Source organism: Streptomyces sp. NBC_00576, assembly GCF_036345175.1.
Taxonomy (GTDB): domain Bacteria; phylum Actinomycetota; class Actinomycetes; order Streptomycetales; family Streptomycetaceae; genus Streptomyces.
In genome coordinates, this window is the sequence record NZ_CP107780.1 from 2,014,284 (window position 1) to 2,033,465 (window position 19,182).

General features: G+C 70.2%; 17 protein-coding genes and 1 pseudogene. 7 read left to right on the top strand and 11 right to left on the bottom strand.

Annotated features, from left to right (window positions below; all coding sequences use genetic code 11):
- Nucleotides 1–80: 80 nt before the first annotated feature.
- Nucleotides 81–818, bottom strand: a complete 738-nt coding sequence (locus tag OG734_RS08540) for a GntR family transcriptional regulator (protein ID WP_330293607.1) — start codon at nt 816–818, stop codon at nt 81–83.
- Between the two features lie 130 nt (nt 819–948).
- Between OG734_RS08540 and OG734_RS08545 the strand changes: the two genes are divergently transcribed.
- A complete protein-coding gene (locus OG734_RS08545; RefSeq protein ID WP_330286866.1) occupies nt 949–1,962 on the top strand; it encodes a Gfo/Idh/MocA family protein in 1,014 nt (337 codons plus the stop codon).
- A 63-nt stretch (nt 1,963–2,025) separates the two neighbouring features.
- Here the strand turns inward: OG734_RS08545 and OG734_RS08550 are convergent, their stop codons facing one another.
- Nucleotides 2,026–2,706 carry a response regulator transcription factor gene (locus OG734_RS08550; protein WP_330286867.1) on the bottom strand — a complete coding sequence of 227 codons (681 nt, stop codon included), beginning with the start codon at nt 2,704–2,706 and terminating at the stop codon, nt 2,026–2,028.
- A 158-nt stretch (nt 2,707–2,864) separates the two neighbouring features.
- On the bottom strand, nt 2,865–4,190 hold the full coding sequence (locus OG734_RS08555; RefSeq protein ID WP_443064841.1) for a histidine kinase: 1,326 nt from the start codon (nt 4,188–4,190) through the stop codon (nt 2,865–2,867).
- Nucleotides 4,191–4,368: 178 nt separating this feature from the next.
- Between OG734_RS08555 and OG734_RS08560 the strand changes: the two genes are divergently transcribed.
- Nucleotides 4,369–4,569 carry a hypothetical protein gene (locus OG734_RS08560; protein WP_330286869.1) on the top strand — a complete coding sequence of 67 codons (201 nt, stop codon included), beginning with the start codon at nt 4,369–4,371 and terminating at the stop codon, nt 4,567–4,569.
- A gap of 84 nt (nt 4,570–4,653) precedes the next feature.
- Here the strand turns inward: OG734_RS08560 and OG734_RS08565 are convergent, their stop codons facing one another.
- From OG734_RS08565 to allB, 5 genes are all read right to left on the bottom strand, one after another.
- The gene (locus OG734_RS08565; protein ID WP_330286870.1) at nt 4,654–5,049 is read right to left on the bottom strand and encodes a ribonuclease domain-containing protein; all 396 of its coding nucleotides are present in this window, start codon (nt 5,047–5,049) and stop codon (nt 4,654–4,656) included.
- Nucleotides 5,050–5,348: 299 nt separating this feature from the next.
- Nucleotides 5,349–7,706, bottom strand: coding sequence for an alpha-L-fucosidase (locus tag OG734_RS08570; RefSeq protein ID WP_330286871.1), 2,358 nt, complete (start codon nt 7,704–7,706; stop codon nt 5,349–5,351).
- Nucleotides 7,707–7,906: 200 nt separating this feature from the next.
- Nucleotides 7,907–8,533 carry a dihydrofolate reductase family protein gene (locus OG734_RS08575; RefSeq protein ID WP_330286872.1) on the bottom strand — a complete coding sequence of 209 codons (627 nt, stop codon included), beginning with the start codon at nt 8,531–8,533 and terminating at the stop codon, nt 7,907–7,909.
- A gap of 98 nt (nt 8,534–8,631) precedes the next feature.
- Complete coding sequence (gene alc / locus OG734_RS08580) at nt 8,632–9,747, bottom strand: allantoicase (RefSeq protein ID WP_330286873.1); 1,116 nt, start codon at nt 9,745–9,747, stop codon at nt 8,632–8,634.
- Nucleotides 9,748–9,814: 67 nt separating this feature from the next.
- Nucleotides 9,815–11,155, bottom strand: a complete 1,341-nt coding sequence (gene allB, locus OG734_RS08585; RefSeq protein ID WP_330293608.1) for an allantoinase AllB — start codon at nt 11,153–11,155, stop codon at nt 9,815–9,817.
- A 280-nt stretch (nt 11,156–11,435) separates the two neighbouring features.
- Between allB and OG734_RS08590 the strand changes: the two genes are divergently transcribed.
- Nucleotides 11,436–12,239, top strand: a complete 804-nt coding sequence (locus tag OG734_RS08590; protein ID WP_330286874.1) for an IclR family transcriptional regulator — start codon at nt 11,436–11,438, stop codon at nt 12,237–12,239.
- A gap of 260 nt (nt 12,240–12,499) precedes the next feature.
- Here OG734_RS08590 and OG734_RS08595 read toward each other — a convergent pair whose 3' ends face one another.
- The gene (locus OG734_RS08595) at nt 12,500–12,787 is read right to left on the bottom strand and encodes a DUF5955 family protein (protein ID WP_330286875.1); all 288 of its coding nucleotides are present in this window, start codon (nt 12,785–12,787) and stop codon (nt 12,500–12,502) included.
- 215 nt (nt 12,788–13,002) lie between these two features.
- Here OG734_RS08595 and OG734_RS08600 point away from each other — a divergent pair, with 215 nt between their 5' ends.
- Complete coding sequence (locus OG734_RS08600; RefSeq protein WP_330286876.1) at nt 13,003–13,614, top strand: nucleotidyltransferase family protein; 612 nt, start codon at nt 13,003–13,005, stop codon at nt 13,612–13,614.
- Nucleotides 13,615–13,765: 151 nt separating this feature from the next.
- Nucleotides 13,766–15,397 carry a malate synthase A gene (aceB, locus tag OG734_RS08605; RefSeq protein WP_330286877.1) on the top strand — a complete coding sequence of 544 codons (1,632 nt, stop codon included), beginning with the start codon at nt 13,766–13,768 and terminating at the stop codon, nt 15,395–15,397.
- Between the two features lie 18 nt (nt 15,398–15,415).
- On the opposite strand, the gene OG734_RS08610 is transcribed toward aceB, so the two are convergent.
- Nucleotides 15,416–15,721 carry a SelT/SelW/SelH family protein gene (locus OG734_RS08610; protein WP_330286878.1) on the bottom strand — a complete coding sequence of 102 codons (306 nt, stop codon included), beginning with the start codon at nt 15,719–15,721 and terminating at the stop codon, nt 15,416–15,418.
- The gene (locus OG734_RS08615; protein ID WP_330293609.1) at nt 15,718–16,632 is read right to left on the bottom strand and encodes a HipA family kinase; all 915 of its coding nucleotides are present in this window, start codon (nt 16,630–16,632) and stop codon (nt 15,718–15,720) included. The genes OG734_RS08610 and OG734_RS08615 overlap by 4 nt, the downstream gene beginning before the upstream one ends.
- A gap of 1,339 nt (nt 16,633–17,971) precedes the next feature.
- On the opposite strand from OG734_RS08615, the pseudogene OG734_RS47925 reads away from it, so the two are divergent.
- A pseudogene (locus OG734_RS47925) lies at nt 17,972–18,802 on the top strand (nucleotide disphospho-sugar-binding domain-containing protein); the annotation flags it as partial.
- A gap of 143 nt (nt 18,803–18,945) precedes the next feature.
- Complete coding sequence (locus tag OG734_RS47930; RefSeq protein WP_443065072.1) at nt 18,946–19,167, top strand: cytochrome P450; 222 nt, start codon at nt 18,946–18,948, stop codon at nt 19,165–19,167.
- Nucleotides 19,168–19,182 lie beyond the last annotated feature (15 nt).

Below are 19,182 nucleotides of genomic sequence, written 5' to 3' on the forward strand. Positions count from 1 at the left end.
TGTGGTTGCTCGCGCCCCGCGGCGGAGCCGCAGATGTCACAGCCCCGCGCCCCTGGAGGAACGGGGCTGCGCCCCTTCCTCTAGGGGCGTACCAGGAGTTGGAACTCGAACGAATAGCGCGTCGGGCGGTAGGTGTGGGTGCCGAACTCGACGGCGCGGCCCGTGTCGTCGAAGGTCGTGCGCTGCATGGTGAGCAGGGGGGCGCCCTCGCGTTCGCTGAGGCGTTCCGCCTCCTCGGCCGTTGCCCCGCGCGCGCCGATCGACTGCCGGGCACTGTGCAGGGTGATTCCGGCGGCGCGCATCAGCCGGTACAGCCCGGTGGCCTCCAGTTGGCCGGTGTCCAGGTCGAACAGGCCGGGCGGCAGGTAGTTGCAGAGGTAAGCCATCGGCTCGCCGTGTGCCATCCGCAGCCGTTCCACGCGGTGTACGTCGCTGCCCTCGGCCACGTTGAGCGCGGCGGCGACCTCGGCGGAGGCCTGCACGACCGTGTTGACGAGGACCTTGGTCGCGGGGCGCTGGCCCGCCGCCTCCAGGTCGTCGTACAGGCTGCTGAGCTCCAGGGGGCGCTTGACCTGGCTGTGCACGACCTGTGTGCCGACTCCCCGGCGGCGTACGAGCAGGCCCTTGTCCACGAGGGACTGGATGGCCTGGCGCACGGTGGGGCGGGACAGGCCGAGCCGCCCGGCCAGCTCTATCTCGTTGCCCAGCAGGCTGCCGGGAGTGAGTACTCCGTGCTCGATCGCGGCTTCTAGCTGCTGGGACAGCTGGAAGTAGAGCGGCACCGGACTGCTCCGGTCCACGCGGAGCTCCAGCGGCACTGTCGGATCCACATCTGGTTTCGGCACGGGCCGAGCGTAGCTCCGGGGACTGTTGACGGGAAGTCGTGTAGTTCGGTTGTCCGGACATACGCATTGACAGCGTGCCTGGTCGGACCCCAGTTTGGTTCTCATGCGCATCGGAGTCATCGGGACGGGCCGTATCGGTACATTCCACGCGGACACCCTCAGCCGTCATCGCGAGGTCGGGGGCTCCCTCATCGTCACGGACGCGGACAGCGGGCGTGCGCAGGATCTCGCGCACCGCTTAGGAGCGACGGCCGCGCCGGGTGTCGACGAGATCTTCACCTGGGGCGTGGACGCCGTGGTGATCACGGCCGCCACCTCGGCCCACGCCGAACTGATCGGTCGGGCAGCACGCTCGGGTCTCCCGGTGTTCTGCGAGAAGCCCATAGCGCTCGATCTGCCTGCCACCCTGGCCGCGATCGCCGAGGTGGAGGCTGCCGGAACAATCCTCCAGATGGGCTTCCAGCGCCGATTCGACACCGGCTACACGGGCGCCCGCGAGGCCGTGCGTTCCGGGAAGCTCGGCCGTCTGCACACCGTCCGCATGATGACGTCGGACCAGACGCCGCCCCCGCCCGAGTATCTGCCGCTGTCCGGCGGCCTGTACCGGGACACCCTGATCCACGACTTCGACATCCTGCGCTGGGTGACGGGGCGCGAGATCGTCGAGGTGTACGCGACGGGGTCGGACGCCGGACCCCCGATGTTCCGCGAGGCGGGCGACATCGGTACGGCCGCCGCGGTACTCACCCTGGACGACGGCACACTCGCCACAGCGACGGCGACGCGCATGAACGGCGCGGGCTACGACGTCCGCATGGAGCTGGCCGGCGAGCTGGACCAGGTCGGCGTCGGCCTGGACGACCGTACGCCGATCGCGTCCACCGAAACGGCCGGACCGCCGGCCGCGAGCAAGCCCTGGACCGGCTTCCTGGAGCGTTTCGGCCCGGCCTACGAGGCGGAGCTGTCGGCCTTCGTCGAGGTGGTGCGCGGCGAACGCGCCAACCCGTGCGACGGCCGCGAGGCGCTCCAGGCCCTGCGTGTCGCCGAGGCCTGCGAACTGTCCAGACGGGAGCGCAGACCCGTACACCTCGCGGAGATTGCGGGCGGGTGGGAGTGAGAACCGGGGAGGACCGGAGCGACGGCGCCCGGGGGTGTTCCCGGGCGGCCTGCTACGTGTGCACTAGTGCCCGTCCTGCCCGCCTTCTTCCAGGAGTCCGGCGTCGTACGCCAGCAGGGCGATCTGCACCCGGTTGTTGAGGTCGAGCTTGGCGAGGACGCGGGAGACGTGCGTCTTGACGGTGGCGACGCTCATGAACAGCGCGGCGGCGATCTCGGCGTTCGCCCTGCCCTGGCCGACGGCGACCGCGACCTCGCGTTCCCGGTCGTTCAGCGCGCCGATCCGCTCCCGGGCGCCGGCCCGCCGGGTGTGGGCCGTGCCGCCCGCCGCGTGGGCCATCAGCTGGCGGGTCACGGCGGGCGAGAGGACGGGGTCCCCGGCCGCGACGCGGCGTACCGCGGCCAGGATCTCGGCGGGCGGGGTGTCCTTGAGGACGAAACCGGCGGCGCCCGCGCGCAGGGCGCGCAGTACCTGGTCGTCGGCGTGGAAGGTGGTGAGGACCACGACCTGCGGGGCGTTCTTGCGGGCCCGCAGGCGTTCGGTGGCGGTGAGGCCGTCCACCGTCGGCATCCGGATGTCCATGAGCACGACGTCCGGGCCGGTGCGGCCGACGAGCTCCTCGACCTCGCTGCCGTCGGCGGCCTCGCCGACGATCTCGATGTCGTCGGCGCCGCCCATCATGAAGGACAGGCCTGCCCGAACCAGGGGGTCGTCGTCGACGAGGAGCAGTCTGATCGCGGTCATGGGCCTACGTAATCACGTACGGCGCCCGGACGTGCGCGGGCGCCGCACAGCTGCATTGCCGACCTGAACTCCCGTGGCGTGAGGGGCCTTTCGTGACCACCGGATGCCGGCCCTCCTCTTTAAGAAGTCCCTGTCGACGTAGTCGCCGGCCGGTCCCGTCAGGCGCCCCACGGCAGCCAGGCCCGCACGACGAATCCGCCGACCTCGTCCCCTCCCCCGTCCTCCTCCGCGCCGTGCTCCAGCCGGCCGCCCGCCAGCGTCGCGCGCTCGGTCAGGCCGATGAGGCCCTGTCCGGAACCGGGGATGTGCGGGACCTCCCCCGGGGGCGCGGGATTGCGTACGGAGAGGGTCAGGCCGCCGCCCGGGCCGCCCGCGAGGGAGACCGTGACCTCGGCGCCGGGGGCGTGCTTGCGGGCGTTCGTGAGGCCTTCCTGGACGATCCGGTAGGCGGTGCGGCCGACGGAGGCGGGGACGGCGGCCGGTGCCGTCACCCGGCTGTCCAGCACGATCTTCATGCCGGCCTCGCGGGATTCGGTCACCAGGGTGTCGAGAGCGGCGAGTGTCGGCTGTGGGCGCCCCGCCTCCTCCGCGTCGCCGGCCCGCAGGACGCCGATGATCTCCCGCAGGTCCTGCAGTGCCTCGTGGGCGCTCTCCCGGATGACCCCGGCGGCCCGCGCGACCTCCTCGCGGGGTGCGTCGGGCCGGAACTCCAGGGCGCCGGCATGGACGCTCAGCAGGGTGAGCCGGTGGGCGAGCACGTCGTGCATCTCGCGCGCGATGGCCTCCCGGGCGAGCCGCTGCGCCTGCTCGGCACGCAGCGCCGCCTCCGTCTCGGCCCGCCGCACCCGGTCCCGCAGACTCAGCATGAGCTGCCGCTTGGACCGCACGAACATGCCCCAGCCGGTCGCGGTCGCGGTCAGCAGAACACCGAGGATCACCGAGACGACGTACGGCAGGTCCGGGTCCGGGCGCAGCCAGTAGAAGAACGGGATCACCACGACGGAGGCACCGCTGATCAGGCCGACGTACCGGAAGGGCCGGTGCACGGCAAGGGAGAACAGGGCGACCAGGCTGGCGCCGCCCGCGGTGCTCGACACAAGGCCGGCCGCGAGCATCGCGACGGCGAGGCCGAGCGGCCAACGGCGCCGCAGCCAGACGGCGGCGCAGGAGAGAGCGCCGAGCCACTGGTCGACGACGGCGACGGCGTGGGGGGTGTTCGGGTCGTCGGCCAGGGCGTCCGCGCCCAGCACGCCGACGAGTACGGCCAGCAGGAAGCAGGTGAAGTCGACAACCCAGTCGCGCGCGGTGCGCCGGGGCCGTGCGGACATGCCGAACCGTTCGGCCCACTTCCGCTCGGGGCCGGAACCGGGGTCGATACCGGGTTCCGGATCGAGTCCGTCGAGCACGGCCGACGGGAAGAGCCATCGCCGCCCCGGGAATGCCGTCGGGGCCTCGGGAACGGACGTCGACCTGTCACCACTCACGGTCGCCAAATCTACGCAGTGACGGGCCCCGCAGCCCTCGTCGAATCATGATCGTCGACCAAAGTCGGGCCATCGCAGACTTTCGGCGCTGCTTCCGGCAGCGACCGGCGACTTCGGGAGGGCAGGTCCCACCCCGCGGCCGACGGAAGTGGGGCGTCCGCGGGGTGAGGATCCTGGCATGAAGCAGTCACTGGAGATCGTCGGTTTCCTCGCCCTGGTGCAGGGCGTCGCGGGCCTGCTGCACGAATTCACCGACCTGCACTGGGGCCTCGTACAGAAGCTCGGCTTTCTCGACGGCTACGAGATCTACGCGAGCGTGACACTGCTCGTGCTGTCGTTCGCGCTGTTCGCCGCCGCCGAGAGCCGGAAGTCCGGGTGACCGATGTGGGGTTCGGCAGGACCGAAGTGGGGTTCGGCCCGGCCCGGGCTTCCGGCCGGTCGCGCTGTTCGCTCAGCGGCAGTATCAGCAGCCGTAGTCGATCAGGTCGAACGACGCGTAGTGGTCGGAGGTGTAGTAGTCCTCCTGGTACTCCTCACCGGTGATGATGCGGCGCGCGCCGCGCGTGGAGGAGCCGGGCGTCTTGACCGTGTACTCGTGGTAGTAGCCGGTGGACTGCGAGGGCAGGAGGCGCTCCCGGTTCTGGAAGACGACGCCGTCCTGCGAGTACGGGTAGGGGCCGCCCTTCGCGATCAGGTTGAGCGTGGTGTAGGCCTGCGACGGCAGGTCGCCGTAGCAGATGCTGCCGACCGCCGAGGTGGCGGCGCCGGCCGTGCCGGCGGTGACGGCACCGCCGACCAGGAGAGCGGACAGGACGGCGACCGCGGCGCCGATGCGAGTGATCCGTGGGGGGAATCTCATGCCTCATGATGACGCGCGTAGACAGTGGCATGTCAATGACAAGTCCGTAGATTTTCCCGTCATGTGCGATGAGTTTTCGGGAAGTTAACCTGGCGCGCGACGACTCCATGAAGCCGGCAGCCGCTGCGCGACCTGGCCGTGAGGCACGACATGCTGCCCTCGATCGCGCAGGGCGTCGTCGCCGACGCCCACACACCACCCGCACCCCCCCGGCAGCGGACCGCCGAAGAGGTGCGCGAGATCCTCGACGCGACCTTCTGATCACATCCGCGAATGCCGGTGAGCGAACGGCTGTGCGATCAACCGCGCCACTCCACCTTGAAGACCCACACGTGCTCACCCGCCGCCCGAGCTGCCGCCGGCACCTCGATGACCAGGGATTTGCCTCGCCAGGTCCAGGTCAGTGGCCTGTCGTGGCCGAGCATCGTGACCTTGTCCCCGCTGCGGATGGGCACCGGTGCCTCGACGGTCAGCCGGCTGCCCGGCTCGGCCAGGGAGTGGATGTAGAACGCCTTGCCCTGCCGCACCGTGAAACGGAGGTCCTGGCCGAGCTGCGCCATGCGTGACCAGTAGGTGGAGCCGTAGACGGCCTCGCCGTTGACCTTCAGCCAGCGGCCCGTCTCACGCAGTCGGGTCTGCATGATCTCCGGGATCGTGCCGTCTGCCCGCGGGCCGATGTCGAGGAGGAAGTTACCGTTCTTGGAGACGATGTCGACCAGGCTCCGCACGACCTGCTCCGTGGTCATGTACGCATCGTCCGGCGTGGCCTGGTTGTAGCCGTAGCTGAACGGGTCGAGGCCACGGCTGGACTCCCACTTCGCCACGACGGTGTTCGCGTAGGTCGTGTACTCGGGCGTGGTGAAGTCGTGGAAGGGGATGCCGGAGCGGTCGTTGATCGTCACGTCGCGGGGCTTCCGGCTCTTCTTCGCCGTGTTGAAGTACTCGGCCAGGACGTTGCGGCTGTCGTTGTCCCCGCCGATGTCGCACCACAGCAGCTCCGGGGCGTAGTTGTGGATCAGCTCCAGCATCTGCGGGGCCTGATAGCCCGTCACGAAGTTCTTGCCAGGGGTGTATCCGGTGTACGGCACCGGTTCGAGGGTGTAGGGATTGCGCGGTGCGTGTCCCATCCAGGGGTTGTCCGGGTTGAACCACTCCGGCATCGAGAAGTACAGCCCACGGTGCAGCTCGGGCGTGTACTTCGCGGACGCGTCGAAGAGTTCGCGTACCAGATCCCGTCCGGGCCCCATCTTCACCGAGTTCCGGTCGGAGAACTTGGTGTCCCACAGCGCGAAGCCCTCATGGTGTTTCGAGGTCAGTACGTGGTACTGCGCGCCCGCGTCCCGGAACAGCTCCACCCACGCCCGCGGATCGAACCGCTCGGCCCGGAACATGGGGATGAAGTCGTCGTAGGCGAAGTCCTCGCCGTACGTCTGGGCGTGGTAGGCGTACACGGCGTTGTTCGGGTCCTGCATGTGGTTCCAGTACCACTCGGCGTACTGCTTGCCGACGGGCGACCAGGCCGGGACGGAGTAGACGCCCCAGTGGATGAAGATGCCGAACTTGGCATCGCTGAACCAGTACGGCGCCTGGTGCCGGGCCAGGGAGGTGTCCGTCGGTTCGTAGTCCGCCACCCCGAGGGTGAGCCTGCTGTCCGCGACGGCGGCCTGTCCGCCGCGTCCGGAGGCGATGACACGGCCGTCCTGCTGGGTTCCGGGTGCGGTCTGCCCCCGACTGCGTATTCCGATGCGGAGTCGGCTCTGTTCGCCCGGATCGAGGCGCGGTACTGCGGCGGGTCGTACGGTGCGGGCGCCGGGCACATCGACTCGGACGGTCACGCGATCGGCCGCCAGGACGGGTTCCGTGCCCGCGTTGACGAGGGTCGCCTCGACGCTCTGGGCGCCGGCGGGTTCGAGCAGCGAGACCGTGGAGCGGGCGTGGCGCAGTGCCAGGGCCTTCCCTTGGGCGGCCGGCTGGACGGTGAGCGCGAAGACGTGGAGAGAGGCCTTGTTCGCCTCCGGCCGGTGGGTGACGGGCAGCGTGACCGCGACGGCCTCGCGTCGGGGGTCGCACCACACCTCCGCCGAGCCGATGCCCACGCGGTGCTCGTCCTTCACGCCGTCGGGGCGGTAGCGGTACGCGGCGGAGAGCGAGCCGCCCGTCGAGTACCAGTCACCACCGCCGAGCGGGGCCGTGGTCGTCGTTCCGTCGGCGTAGTGAACCGTCGCCGTGCCGGCCGCGTCGCCGTAGCTGCCGGCCGTCAGGAACAGCAGCGACAGATGACGGCCCTTGGGGAGTTCGATGCGCTGCCCCATCGCGACGACGTTGTTCGGGCCCGGCCCGGACGACGGGAAGAGGTAGGGCACCCCGTCGACTTCGATGTGGCCGGCAGGGAGTTCCTCCCCGGGGAAGGTGTAGCCGGAGCCGTCGAAGTCTCCGCCGCGTGCGGAGGCGGTGTCGATTCCGTCGTTGTCGGCGTAGGCGTCGATCGGGACTGGCACGGGGTCCGGGACGGCGCCCCAGACAATGCCTGTCCCGAGCCCCGCATTCGGCTTCTCCGCACTGTCCGCCCTTATGGACAAGGCCAGGGCCGGGGCGGCCGCGGGGATCACGCTCGCTGCGGCAACCCCCGCTGCGGCTCCGAGTGCACGGCGTCTCACGAATGAACCGGATTCCTGCACTGCGGCTCTCCATTCATCGGATGTTCAGATGATGGAAGCGAGACACACGCTTGTCAATGAGGCGTACAGGCATTGCAACTGACAGATTGATAGGACCTATCGGCGGCGACAAGAGCGCTGATGGCCCGTCACCTCAACGGGAGACAGCCGGACGCCGCCACGGGCCGGCGTCCACCGCGTTACGCGTTTTCCGGAAGCTCGTACGTGCCGTACTCCGGGCGGCCCGCGAACTCGTACGTCTGGATGGAGACGCCCGCCGCGGTCGTTCGGCCCCCGGCGTGCCGGAAGGCGCTCGGGACGGCACCCTCCGCGAAGAGGCGGCGGCCTGCACCGAGGACCACCGGGAAGGTCAGCAGGTGGAACTTGTCGACGAGGTCGAGAGCGAGGAGGGACCGGGCGAGGGCGCCGCTGCCGTGCACCTGGACTTCACGGTCGGTGCGCTCCTTGAGGGCGGCGACCTCCTTGCCGAGGTCACCGCCGAGCACGGTCGTCCCTGCCCACTCGGGGTCCTTCAGACTGGCGGAGGCGACGTACTTCGGCAGGGCGTTCAGCCGGGACGCGACCGGGTCTGCGGGGTCGGTGACCTTGGGCCAGTACGAGGCGAAGATGTTGTACGTACGGCGGCCCAGGAGGAACGCGTCGACGCGTTCGAAGACCTCGCCCACGAACCGGCCGAAGTCCTCGTCCCCGTACGGGACGCTCCAGCCGCCTTGCACGAAGCCGTCACGCGGGTCCTCCTTGGGGCCTCCGGGGGCCTGGTGGACGCCGTCGAGGGTGACGAAGGAAGTGAGGGTGAGGGTGCCCATGGCGGATGCCTGCTCTCTGGGAGGGGTCTGTTCATCACCTCAGACCCCTCCGGCGCCCGCAACTCATCGGCGGGAGAGACAGTCCACCGGCGGCCGGTTCAGCCTCCGAGCTCCTGGTGCCGAGCCCGCAGTTCGCCCGCCCCCTCCTCCGTCAGGGAGCCGAACAGACGCAGCCGTGAGATTCCGCCGTCCGGATAGATGTCCACGCGCGCGTGCGTGCCCGTCGCCGGGGTCGGCAGGACGAAGCGGTGGTTGGTGTCGGGCTGGAGGCGGGTGCGCGGGAGGATCTCCGTCCACTCGCCGTTCTCGCCGTCCCGGAGCGACACCGTCGCCCAGCCCGCGCTGTTGCCCTTCAGATACGCCGTGTCGATCTCGACGGCCCGGATCTCCGACCGGGCCACCAGCCGGTAGCGAATCCAGTCGTTGCCCTGGTCGCGGCGGCGGCGCGTCTCCCAGCCGTCGTCCATCTTGCGGGAGCGCCCCGGCTGGATGGTGTTCGACGCCGGTGAGTAGAAGAGGTTGGACGCGTCCTCGGCCCGGCCGCCGTTCTCCAGGGCGACCACGTCGAAGGTGCCCAGCACCGCCAGCCACTTCGGGTCCGGGACCACCTCGCCGTACACCCGTAGGCGCGCGATCCCCCCGTCGGGATGCTGGTTGACCCGCAGGTGCGTGAAGCGCTGTTCGAGCGACACCTCGAAGCCGTTGGCCGCGTGGCCGCCCACCTTCGTGCGCGGCACCAGCGTCGTCCACTTCACGTCGTCCGCCAGCAGTTCCTCGGGGGACGGGGAGCCGGGCACCGACACGCCCTCCACCGACACGGCCTGCGGGTAGTTGCCGCGGAAGTGGGCCGTGTCGACCACGATGCCGCGTACGACGCCCGGGGCGCCGAGCCGTACGAGCGCCCAGTCGTGGTCCTGTGCCGTCGGCCACGGGTGCTCGGCGGACGCGCCGCGCCTGCGCCGGGTCTCCCAGCCGTCCATGATCTTGCCCTTGTGGCCGAAGTGCTCGGGCACGAACTCGGCGGGCTCGGCCACGAGCATGTTCTCGCGGTCGGCGAAGAACTCGTCGTTGGCGGCGATCACCCCGGCCCCGAGACGACGGTCGGCGAGATTCGCGTGCTGGGTGAAGGGGAAGTCCGCGGTGCGGTAGTCCGCGTACGGGTCGCCGCCTCCGTAGGGGTTCGCGTCGCCGGTGAAGCTCGGAATCGCGGTCACGGTGATCAGTTCTGCCTTTCGGACTTCGGAGTCGGCCGTTGCGGGTGCCTGGGGGAGGAGGATCCGGTCAGGGGGTACGGGTGAGGAGTTGTCCCTTCGGTTCGGTGAACTCGCCCTCCGCCACGATGCGTTCGCCACGCAGCCACGTCGACCTGACGACACCGCTGAGGGTCCTGCCCGCGTACGCCGTCACGCGGTTGCGGTGTTCGAGGGCCGCCGGGTCCACGGTGAACGTCTCGTCCGGCGCGAGTACGGCGAAGTCGGCGTCCCGGCCCGCCTCGATGGCACCCTTGCGCGCGCCGAGGCCCACCAGTGCTGCCGTGCGCGTGGACATCCAGCGCACGACGTCCTCCAGGGAGTGGCCCCTTGTGCGCGCCTGGGTCCACACCGCCGCGAGGCTCAGCTGCAGCCCGGAGATGCCGCCCCACGCCGTGGCGAAGTCGGCGGTCTTGAGGTCGGCGGTGGACGGTGAGTGGTCGGTGACCACGCAGTCGATCGTGCCGTCGGCGAGCGCCTGCCAGAGGAGGTCCTGGTTGGCGGCCTCGCGGATGGGCGGGCAGCACTTGAACTCGCTGGCGCCGTCCGGGACTTCCTCGGCGGTGAGGGTCAGGTAGTGGGGGCACGTCTCCACGGTGATCCGCACCCCCTCCGCCTTCGCCGCGGCGATCAGCGGCAGCGCGTCGCTCGACGACAGGTGCAGGACGTGCACGCGCGCGTGCAGGCGCTTCGCCTGTTCGATCAGGTTCGCGATCGCCCTGTCCTCCGCGCCGCGCGGGCGGGAGGCGAGGAAGTGTGCGTACTCGGGACCGCCCTGCTGCGGGGCCGCGTCGAGATGGTGCGGGTCCTCGGCGTGCACGATGAGCAGGCCGTCGAAGCCGGCGATCTCGGCCATCGACCGGGCGAGTCGCTCCTGGTCGAGGTGCGGGAACTCGTCCACGCCGGACGGCGACAGGAAGGCCTTGAAACCGAAGACACCGGCGTCGTGCAGGGGGCGCAGGTCCTTGACGTTGTCGGGCAGCGCACCGCCCCAGAAGCCGACGTCGATGTGCGCCTTGCCCGCGGCCACTTCCCGCTTCGTACGGAGGTGGTCGACCGTGGTCGTCGGCGGGAGGGAGTTGAGGGGCATGTCGACGAGGGTGGTGATGCCGCCGGCCGCCGCGGCGCGCGTGGCGGTCCAGAAGCCCTCCCACTCCGTGCGTCCGGGATCATTGACGTGCACATGGGTGTCGACCAGCCCGGGCAGCAGGGCGTCGTCGCCGAAGTCCTCCAGACGGGCGCCGGACGGCACGTCCGCCTCGTACGGGAGTACGGCCGCGATCCGGCCGTCGGCGACCGCCACGGTGGCCGCGCGCGTCCCCTCGGGCGTGATGACGCGCGTCGAGCGCAACACCAGTTCGATGTCGGACACCGGACCCCTCTCTGTCACCTCTGCCACCTGAATCCCGCCGTTAACTTCCACGTAACGGAATTCAACTTTCTGTTGAAGGAGTCTTCACCGACGGCCTCACACCGTCAAGAGTCACCCTGCCGACCCACCCGACCCGACGCCAACCGGAGCAGCAACCTGGATGTTTCCACAAGACGGAATTAGAGTTCCGAACGACAGAACGTAGCTATGCACCAGCAGGCCGTCAAGCAACCGACCGGTAGGCTGCACCATCGCCTGTCAGCAGTGAAAGGAACGCGCCGTGCCGACGCCCAGCGCCAGCTCCACCGACGCCGCCAAACCCGCCGCCAGCGGCGGTGTCCAGTCCCTGGAGCGTGCCTTCGATCTGCTGGAGCGCATGGCGGACGCGGGCGGTGAAGTCGGCCTCAGCGAACTGTCCGTGAGCAGCGGGCTGCCCCTGCCCACCATCCACCGGCTCATGCGCACGCTCGTGTCGTGCGGTTACGTACGACAGCAGCCCAACCGCCGGTACGCACTGGGCCCGCGCCTGATCCGCCTCGGCGAGTCCGCGTCCCGGCTGCTCGGCACCTGGGCCCGCCCCTATCTGGCCCGGCTGGTCGAGGAGACCGGCGAGACGGCCAACATGGCGCTCCTGGACGGCGACGAGATCGTGTACGTGGCGCAGGTTCCGTCCAAGCACTCGATGCGCATGTTCACGGAGGTGGGCCGCCGCGTCCTGCCGCACTCCACCGGCGTCGGCAAGGCCCTCCTCGCCAACCTCCCGCCGGACGAGGTGCGTTCACTGCTCGCCCGTACGGGCATGCCGGCCGCGACGGAGAAGACGCTCACGACCCCGGACGGCTTCCTGGCCGCCCTGGAGGCTGTGCGCCGCCTCGGTTACGCGGTCGACGACAACGAGCAGGAGATCGGCGTCCGCTGTCTCGCGGTCTCCGTCCCCGACTCCCCCACCGCCGCCGCGATCTCGATCTCGGGCCCGGCCGGCCGGGTCACGGAGGAGGCGACGGAGAAGATCGTGCCCGTGCTGAAGCAGGTCGCGGTCGAACTGTCGGAGGCACTGGCGAGCTCGGGCAGCCCCGCCCACTGACTTCCGGCCGTCGAGCAGCGGAGCGGTGAGGTCCGGTGCGGTACAGCGCCCCTGAGTGGCGGGGCGTTCGAACCAATCGGGGCGCACCAAGGCCATCGCCCCACGGGCTCGCTCTCGGGGCGCTGTCCTTCACAGACGACCCCGGTCTCACCGAGCCGTACGGGCCGCCCGCGGTGGAGACCGACTTCGTCGCCGACACCAACCACGCGGCCCTGGCACAGCCGCTCGCCGCAAATCCAGCTGAGCACTCAGTGGAGCACTCAGCGGCGCGGCGGACTGCCGAACAGCTCGACCGCCGTGCGGACGTCCGACAGACCCCGGGCGAGTGCGCTGACCGAGCCGATCGCGCCGGCGATCAGGAGCAACGAGCGGCGCAGGCGCGGGATTTCGGGGCTGCCGGTGATCACCATCGCGGCCAGGCTGGCCAGTTCGTCCTCGGCGATGCCGCGGTCGGGGAACTCGGCCGGATGCGCGGCGAGTTCACGGCGTAGCCGGGACACCGCGGTCCGCAACGCCGCCACTCTCGGATCTTCGTCGCTGCCGGCCACCGACCTCTGCCCCAAGCTCCGCAACACGGCTCTCCCCCACTGGCCCCCACGTGCGCCCGCACACCCCCGTTGCGCTGGTCGGGCGCCGGGGACGCGGGACAGTAAACGCCACCCATGCGACAGGCGCCACACCAAGGACCGAAATTCAGCCCATGAACGCGCGTGAACGCTCATGAACACCGCCGGTCCGGCTCCCCGTCAGGTATGCAGGACGCATGACGGAGAAACCGGACCAGGTGCCGGACCAGATGGCAGGGCTGCTGCTCGCAGCGGGAGGGGGTCGACGGCTCGGCGGGCGGCCCAAAGCCCTGCTCGAGCACCGCGGACGCCTTCTCATCGAACACGCGGCCGATGCCCTGCGCGCGGCGGGCTGCGGCCCGGTACATGTCGTCCTGGGGGCGCGGGCCGACGACGTACGGAAGCTGGCCGTCCTGCCCGGGTGCGTCCTGGTGGACAACCCGGAGTGGGCGGAGGGCATGGGGTCCTCGCTGCGGGCTGGGCTGGCGTCCCTGCGCGGCACGGGAGCCCGCGCCTGCCTCGTCTCGCTGGTCGACCAGCCGGGCATCGGACCGGAGGCCATGGCTCGCGTCCTCGCCGCGTACACCTCCGAGGAGTCCCTGGCGGCGGCCTCGTACGACGGAAAACGCGGGCATCCGGTGCTGTTCGGCTCGGCCCACTGGGCGGGCGTAGCGGCGGCCGCGGTCGGCGACCGCGGCGCCCGCGACTATCTCAGGGCCCACGACGACGCGATCACCCTCGTCGAGTGCGGTGACGTGGCCCTGCCGTACGACATCGACACGCCGACCGACCTGGACCGCCTGGAGTGACGGCTTCTCGTCACGAAGAATCTCGACGTCAACAAATTATTGAACTTCCACGATGAGGAAACTAGCATCCACTGATCAGAAACATCCGTGCCATGCAGTCCAGAGCAGCCCACAGCAACCCACATCAGCCCGCTGAAGGAAGTGACCGCTCATGTCCGCACCAGCGCCGTCCCCGCTGGCCATCGTCGACGCCGAGCCCCTGCCCCGGCAGGAGGAGGTGCTCACCGACGCGGCACTCGCCTTCGTGGCCGAACTGCACAGGCGGTTCACGCCCCGGCGTGACGAGCTCCTCGCGCGCCGTGCGGAGCGCCGCGCCGAGATCGCCCGCACCTCGACCCTGGACTTCCTCCCCGAGACGGCCGCGATCCGCGCCGACGACTCGTGGCGGGTCGCGCCCTCCCCCGCGGCCCTGAACGACCGGCGCGTCGAGATCACCGGCCCGACCGACCGCAAGATGACGATCAACGCCCTCAACTCGGGCGCGAAGATCTGGCTGGCGGACTTCGAGGACGCCTCGGCGCCGACCTGGGAGAACGTGGTCCTCGGTCAGGTCAACCTGGCCGACGCCTACACGCGGAACATCGACTTCACCGACCCGAAGAGCAGCAAGTCGTACGCCCTCAAGGCCGATGCCGAACTCGCGACCGTTGTCATGCGGCCCCGCGGCTGGCACCTCAACGAGCGCCATCTCCAGCTCGACGGGGAGCAGGTGCCCGGCGCCCTCGTCGACTTCGGTCTCTACTTCTTCCACAACGCGCAGCGGCTCATCGACCTCGGCAAGGGCCCGTACTTCTACCTCCCCAAGACCGAGTCGCACCTCGAAGCCCGCCTGTGGAACGACGTGTTCGTCTTCGCGCAGGACTACGTCGGCATCCCGCAGGGCACCGTCCGCGCGACCGTCCTCATCGAGACGATCACGGCCGCGTACGAGATGGAGGAGATCCTCTACGAACTCCGCGACCACGCCTCGGGGTTGAACGCGGGCCGCTGGGACTATCTGTTCTCCATCGTCAAGAACTTCCGTGACGGCGGCGCCAAGTTCGTCCTCCCGGACCGCAACGCCGTGACGATGACAGCCCCGTTCATGCGCGCCTACACCGAACTCCTCGTCCGCACCTGCCACAAGCGCGGCGCGCACGCGATCGGCGGCATGGCGGCGTTCATCCCGTCCCGGCGCGACGAAGAGGTCAACAAGGTCGCCTTCGAGAAGGTCAAGGCCGACAAGGACCGTGAGGCCGGTGACGGTTTCGACGGCTCCTGGGTCGCCCACCCGGACCTCGTCCCGATCGCCATGGCCTCCTTCGACGCGGTCCTCGGCGACCGGCCGAACCAGAAGGACCGCCTGCGCGAGGACGTCCACGTCGAGGCCGCCGATCTGATCGCCGTCGACTCGCTCAAGGCCAGTCCGACGTACGACGGACTGGTCAACGCCGTGCAGGTCGGCATCCGTTACATCGAGGCGTGGCTGCGTGGGCTCGGCGCGGTCGCCATCTTCAACCTCATGGAGGACGCGGCCACCGCGGAGATCTCCCGCTCGCAGATCTGGCAGTGGATCAACGCGGGTGTCGAGTTCGAGCACGCGGGAAGCACCGTGACGGCCACCCCGGAGCTGGCCCGCAAGGTCGCCGCCGAGGAACTCGCCGACATCCGCGCCGAGATCGGCGAGGAGGCTTTCGCGGCCGGCCACTGGCAGCAGGCCCACGACCTGCTCCTCACGGTCGCCCTCGACGACGACTACGCGGACTTCCTGACCCTGCCGGCGTACGAGCAGCTCAACGGCTAGTCACAGCACGGAAGTTGCTTACTTCTCCGAGTGGCCCAGGGACTTGTCCGGGGCCACTCGGTCGCGTACGAGCCGCTTCACCGCCGTCGGCTCGGGGAAGCCCTGCTCGCGCCGGTCCCAGACCACCTCGTCGTTCACGCGTACGACGAAGACGCCCCCGGTGCCGGGCCTGAGGGACAGTTCCGTCAGCTCGGTCTCGAAGGTCGTGAGGAGTTCCTGCGCCAGCCAGGCGGCGCGGGGCAGCCAGCGGCACTGGGTGCAGTACTCGATCTCCACGCGGTGCACGGCGTCCATCTCGATCTCCACCGTCTGTGTGTCCGTCATCCGAGATGCACCGACCAATCCTGTTCCGCCGCCGGTTTGCCGTGCAGGTCGGGGACCCGCTTGAGCCAGTTCGGCCGGTCTCGCTGTGTCTTCGCCGCACGTCGGGCGTCCTCGGCGGCCAGTTCCTCGTGGCCGGGGAAATCGGTGGGCAGCCAGGACTCCGATGCCTGCACGCGCGCGTGGAGGTACGTCACGTAGGCGTCCCGGACCTCGTCGGGGGTCGTGAAGTTCCCCTCGACCTCCAGCCAGGCGTCCGGTACCTCGGCCAGCACCTCGCGCAGCAGCTCCCGCGTCACGCGGGGCGCCAGTTCGGCGTCGGCGGCGCGGGTGTCCGGGGCGTAGCGGCCGAGGGCGTGGCGGCGGAAGTCGTAGGCCTTCTCCGGTGCCGACAGGTCCCACCTGTGGTGGAAGACGAGGGCTGCGCCATGGTCGATCAGCCACAGGCGCGGCGGTGCGATGCCGAACGTGGGCCAGACCATCAGGTTCGAGCTGTGCGTCGTACGGTCCACGTTGACGGTGAGGGCGTCCAGCCAGACGATCCGGCCCGCCTCCAGTGGATCGACGTCGAAGGAGGCCGCCGTCTCCGGGGTGAAGTCCTTCGCGCCCGGCAGGTAGTCCATGCCGAGGTTGAGGCCGGCGCTGGCGTGCAGCAGGTCCTGGACCTCCTGGTGGGGCTCGTGGGCGCCGGTGGCCGGGTCGAAGTGGACGAGGACCAGCTCGGGGAAGCGCAGCCCCAGGGCGCGGGCAAGTTCCCCGACGACCACCTCGGCGACCAGCGCCTTGCGGCCCTGCGCCGAGCCGGTGAACTTCACGACATACGTCCCCAGGTCGTCGGCCTCGACGACGCCGGGCACGGAGCCACCCGCCCGCAGAGGTTCGATGTAGCGGGTCGCGGTGACCTCTCTCATCATCTTCAAAAGCCCCACAGGTCGATCACCTTATATTTCACGGCGCTCCAATGCGGTCCAATCCGGGAAGACCTCCCCGCTCAGCCCTGGGGGAGAACCTGGGGAGTTTCGGCCGGCATGCTCGTCCCCCATTCTCCCCAGCAGCCCATGAAGTGAGCATAGTAACCAAGCGTGACAGCCGGGGACGAGTCCCGAGCCGTCGTGGAAGCCGTCCTCCGGCACCGCCTCCCACTGCCAGTCCTTCGCACCCTTGGCGCGCGGCGGAATGACGCCGGCCTTCTTCGCCCCTTCGGCAAGCGCACGGACTTCCCGTGCATGGGGTTCCTGGCGAGCCGCTTGTCGCCGACGGCAGCCTCCAGAATGCTCGACAGCTCGGACAAGATGCCACGCCGGTAATCGACCGAAGAGACTGTTGTCTCCAGCTTGGCCATGTACGCGCGCAGTTCGGCCGCCGTGATGTTCAGGAGCGGGAGTTCGCTCAGATACCCCATGTGGAACGGTAGCAACGGGGCGGTTGACGGAGAGTCCTTTCTCCGCCCACCCGTCGCCTTTGGTGATGTGGCGAGATGTCCGGGCAAGCTGCAGCGCGGCGCTGAGGACGGCGCTCAGTGTTCGTCGACTCGTCCCCCTCCCATCTCAGGAAGGGCGAGGGCGGCTTCGACGCGGTCCCAGGGGATCGCTTGCCCGCGTCGGCCTCCGAAGGCAGTGCCCGAAGCGCTCAGCGAGCGCGCCGCGTCCGGAACCCGACGCCCCCCGTCTGCTGATCGCCATCTCCGGGTAACCCGTGTCCGCCCATACTTCGGGGGCTGGGCGCCACTGGCCGTGGTCCGTCGCAACGTGCCGAGCACAGCCGAGTGCATCCGGGCGACACGGCGTCAACTGGCATGCCGCCGACGGCTCTTGGCCACCGGCCGAAAGGGGTGCCGGGCGGTCGTCCGGCGGCGAAAGTGGTCGCTGATCCGTCAGGTTGCGCCTGCGCCAGGCCGATCCCTCCTGGCACACTCCGGCCGTGATCCGTCCCAGCACCGACAACACGCGTTCCCGCACCGTTCACCGACACCGGCCACTGGAGACGCACATGCGAGTCCTCTTCACCACCGCGTCTCTGGCCGGTCACCTGCTCCCCCTCGTCCCCGTGGCCTGGGCCCTGCGGGCTGCCGGCCACGACGTGCTCCTGACGACCCGGGAGAATGCCGTTCCCATCGCCCTGCGGTCGGGACTGCCCGCCGTCTCGTGCGGTCCGGCCGCCGAGTTCACCGAGCTGGTCGACGGCGAGCCGCCGCCCCCGCCGCCGGACGGCATGAGCGGACAGCGCTACGCGCACGGCCACGCACTGGCGCGCATGGCGAGCGGAAGCCTGGCGGGGATCGGGAGACTCGCCCGGGCGTGGCGCCTTGACCTGATCGTCAGCGAACGCGCCGAGTCCGCCGGGCCGCTGACCGCGGCCGCCCTCGGCATTCCCTGGGTGCGGTACCACTGGTCGGTCTCCGACCTGCGCGAGTACCGCCACGCCGCCGACGTCGAACTCGCCCCGGAACTGGACCGGCTCGGCATCCCCGGTCCACCGGAGCCGGACCTCGTCCTCGACCCGTGGCCGCCGGGCCTGCGCCGGGCCCACGCCGTCGGTCACCTTGGCGTCCGGCATGTCGCCGCCAACGGTGACGCGGCCCTGCCGGACTGGCTGTTCGAACGGCGCGACAGGCCCCGGATCTGCGTGACGCTCGGCACCCTCCTGCCACGCTACGGGGCGACCGGCGCCCCCGCCCGCATGACAAACCTGATCAGTGAACTGGCCCGACTCGACGTCGAGTTGCTGATCGCCGTGGACGACGACATCGTCACGCGCCAACCGCCGCCGGCCTCCGCCGTACGGCACGCCGGACGGCTGCCGCTGGCCGATGTGCTGCCGACCTGCGACGCGGTGGTGACGCACGGCGGGCAGGGAACCGCGCTGACCGCGGTCGCCGCGGGCCGCCCGCAGGTGGTCGTACCGCACCTGGACGACCAGTTCGACAACGCCGAAGCGCTGTCCGCGGCGGGCGCTGCCGTGCTCATACCACCTTCGGACGTGACACCCGGGGCCGTATCCGCAGGCTGCGCCGAGCTGCTGGGAAACCCCGTGTACGCGAAGGCGACGGCCCGGCTCGCCGAGGACATGGCACTGATGCCGACGCCCGCAGACGCGATCGCCCTGCGTTACGCGACCGAGGACCTCGACATCGGCGGCATCGTCGTACGCAAGGGCGAGCAGGTGGTGGGGGGATCGGGGCCGCCGGACACGATCCGGACCAGTTTCCCGAGCCGGAGCGGTTCGACATCACCCGGGACCACCGCGCACCGCACGAGGCACACGTCGGGTTCGGCTTCGGCCCGCACTACTGCCTGGGCGCCGCCCTGGCTCACCAGGAGACCGCGGTCGCCCTCGACACCCTGTTCGACCGCTTCCCCGGCCTCGCCCTCGCCGTACCGCCGTCCGCGTTGGAACGGCAGTCCTTCCCGGGCGCCTGGCGTCTGAAGAGCCTGCCGGTCCGCCTCTGACCGTCCGGAGGGACG

Bases quoted from the DNA above. Each gene is read 5' to 3' on its own strand.
- OG734_RS08560 (WP_330286869.1), top strand. From the start codon at position 4,369: ATGAAGCAGTCACTGGAGATCGTCGGTTTCCTCGCCCTGGTGCAGGGC.
- OG734_RS08615 (WP_330293609.1), bottom strand. From the start codon at position 16,632: ATGATGAGAGAGGTCACCGCGACCCGCTACATCGAACCTCTGCGGGCG.
- OG734_RS08575 (WP_330286872.1), bottom strand. From the start codon at position 8,533: ATGGGCACCCTCACCCTCACTTCCTTCGTCACCCTCGACGGCGTCCAC.
- OG734_RS08545 (WP_330286866.1), top strand. From the start codon at position 949: ATGCGCATCGGAGTCATCGGGACGGGCCGTATCGGTACATTCCACGCG.
- OG734_RS08600 (WP_330286876.1), top strand. From the start codon at position 13,003: ATGACGGAGAAACCGGACCAGGTGCCGGACCAGATGGCAGGGCTGCTG.
- OG734_RS08610 (WP_330286878.1), bottom strand. From the start codon at position 15,721: ATGACGGACACACAGACGGTGGAGATCGAGATGGACGCCGTGCACCGC.
- OG734_RS08550 (WP_330286867.1), bottom strand. From the start codon at position 2,706: ATGACCGCGATCAGACTGCTCCTCGTCGACGACGACCCCCTGGTTCGG.
- aceB (WP_330286877.1), top strand. From the start codon at position 13,766: ATGTCCGCACCAGCGCCGTCCCCGCTGGCCATCGTCGACGCCGAGCCC.
- OG734_RS08565 (WP_330286870.1), bottom strand. From the start codon at position 5,049: ATGAGATTCCCCCCACGGATCACTCGCATCGGCGCCGCGGTCGCCGTC.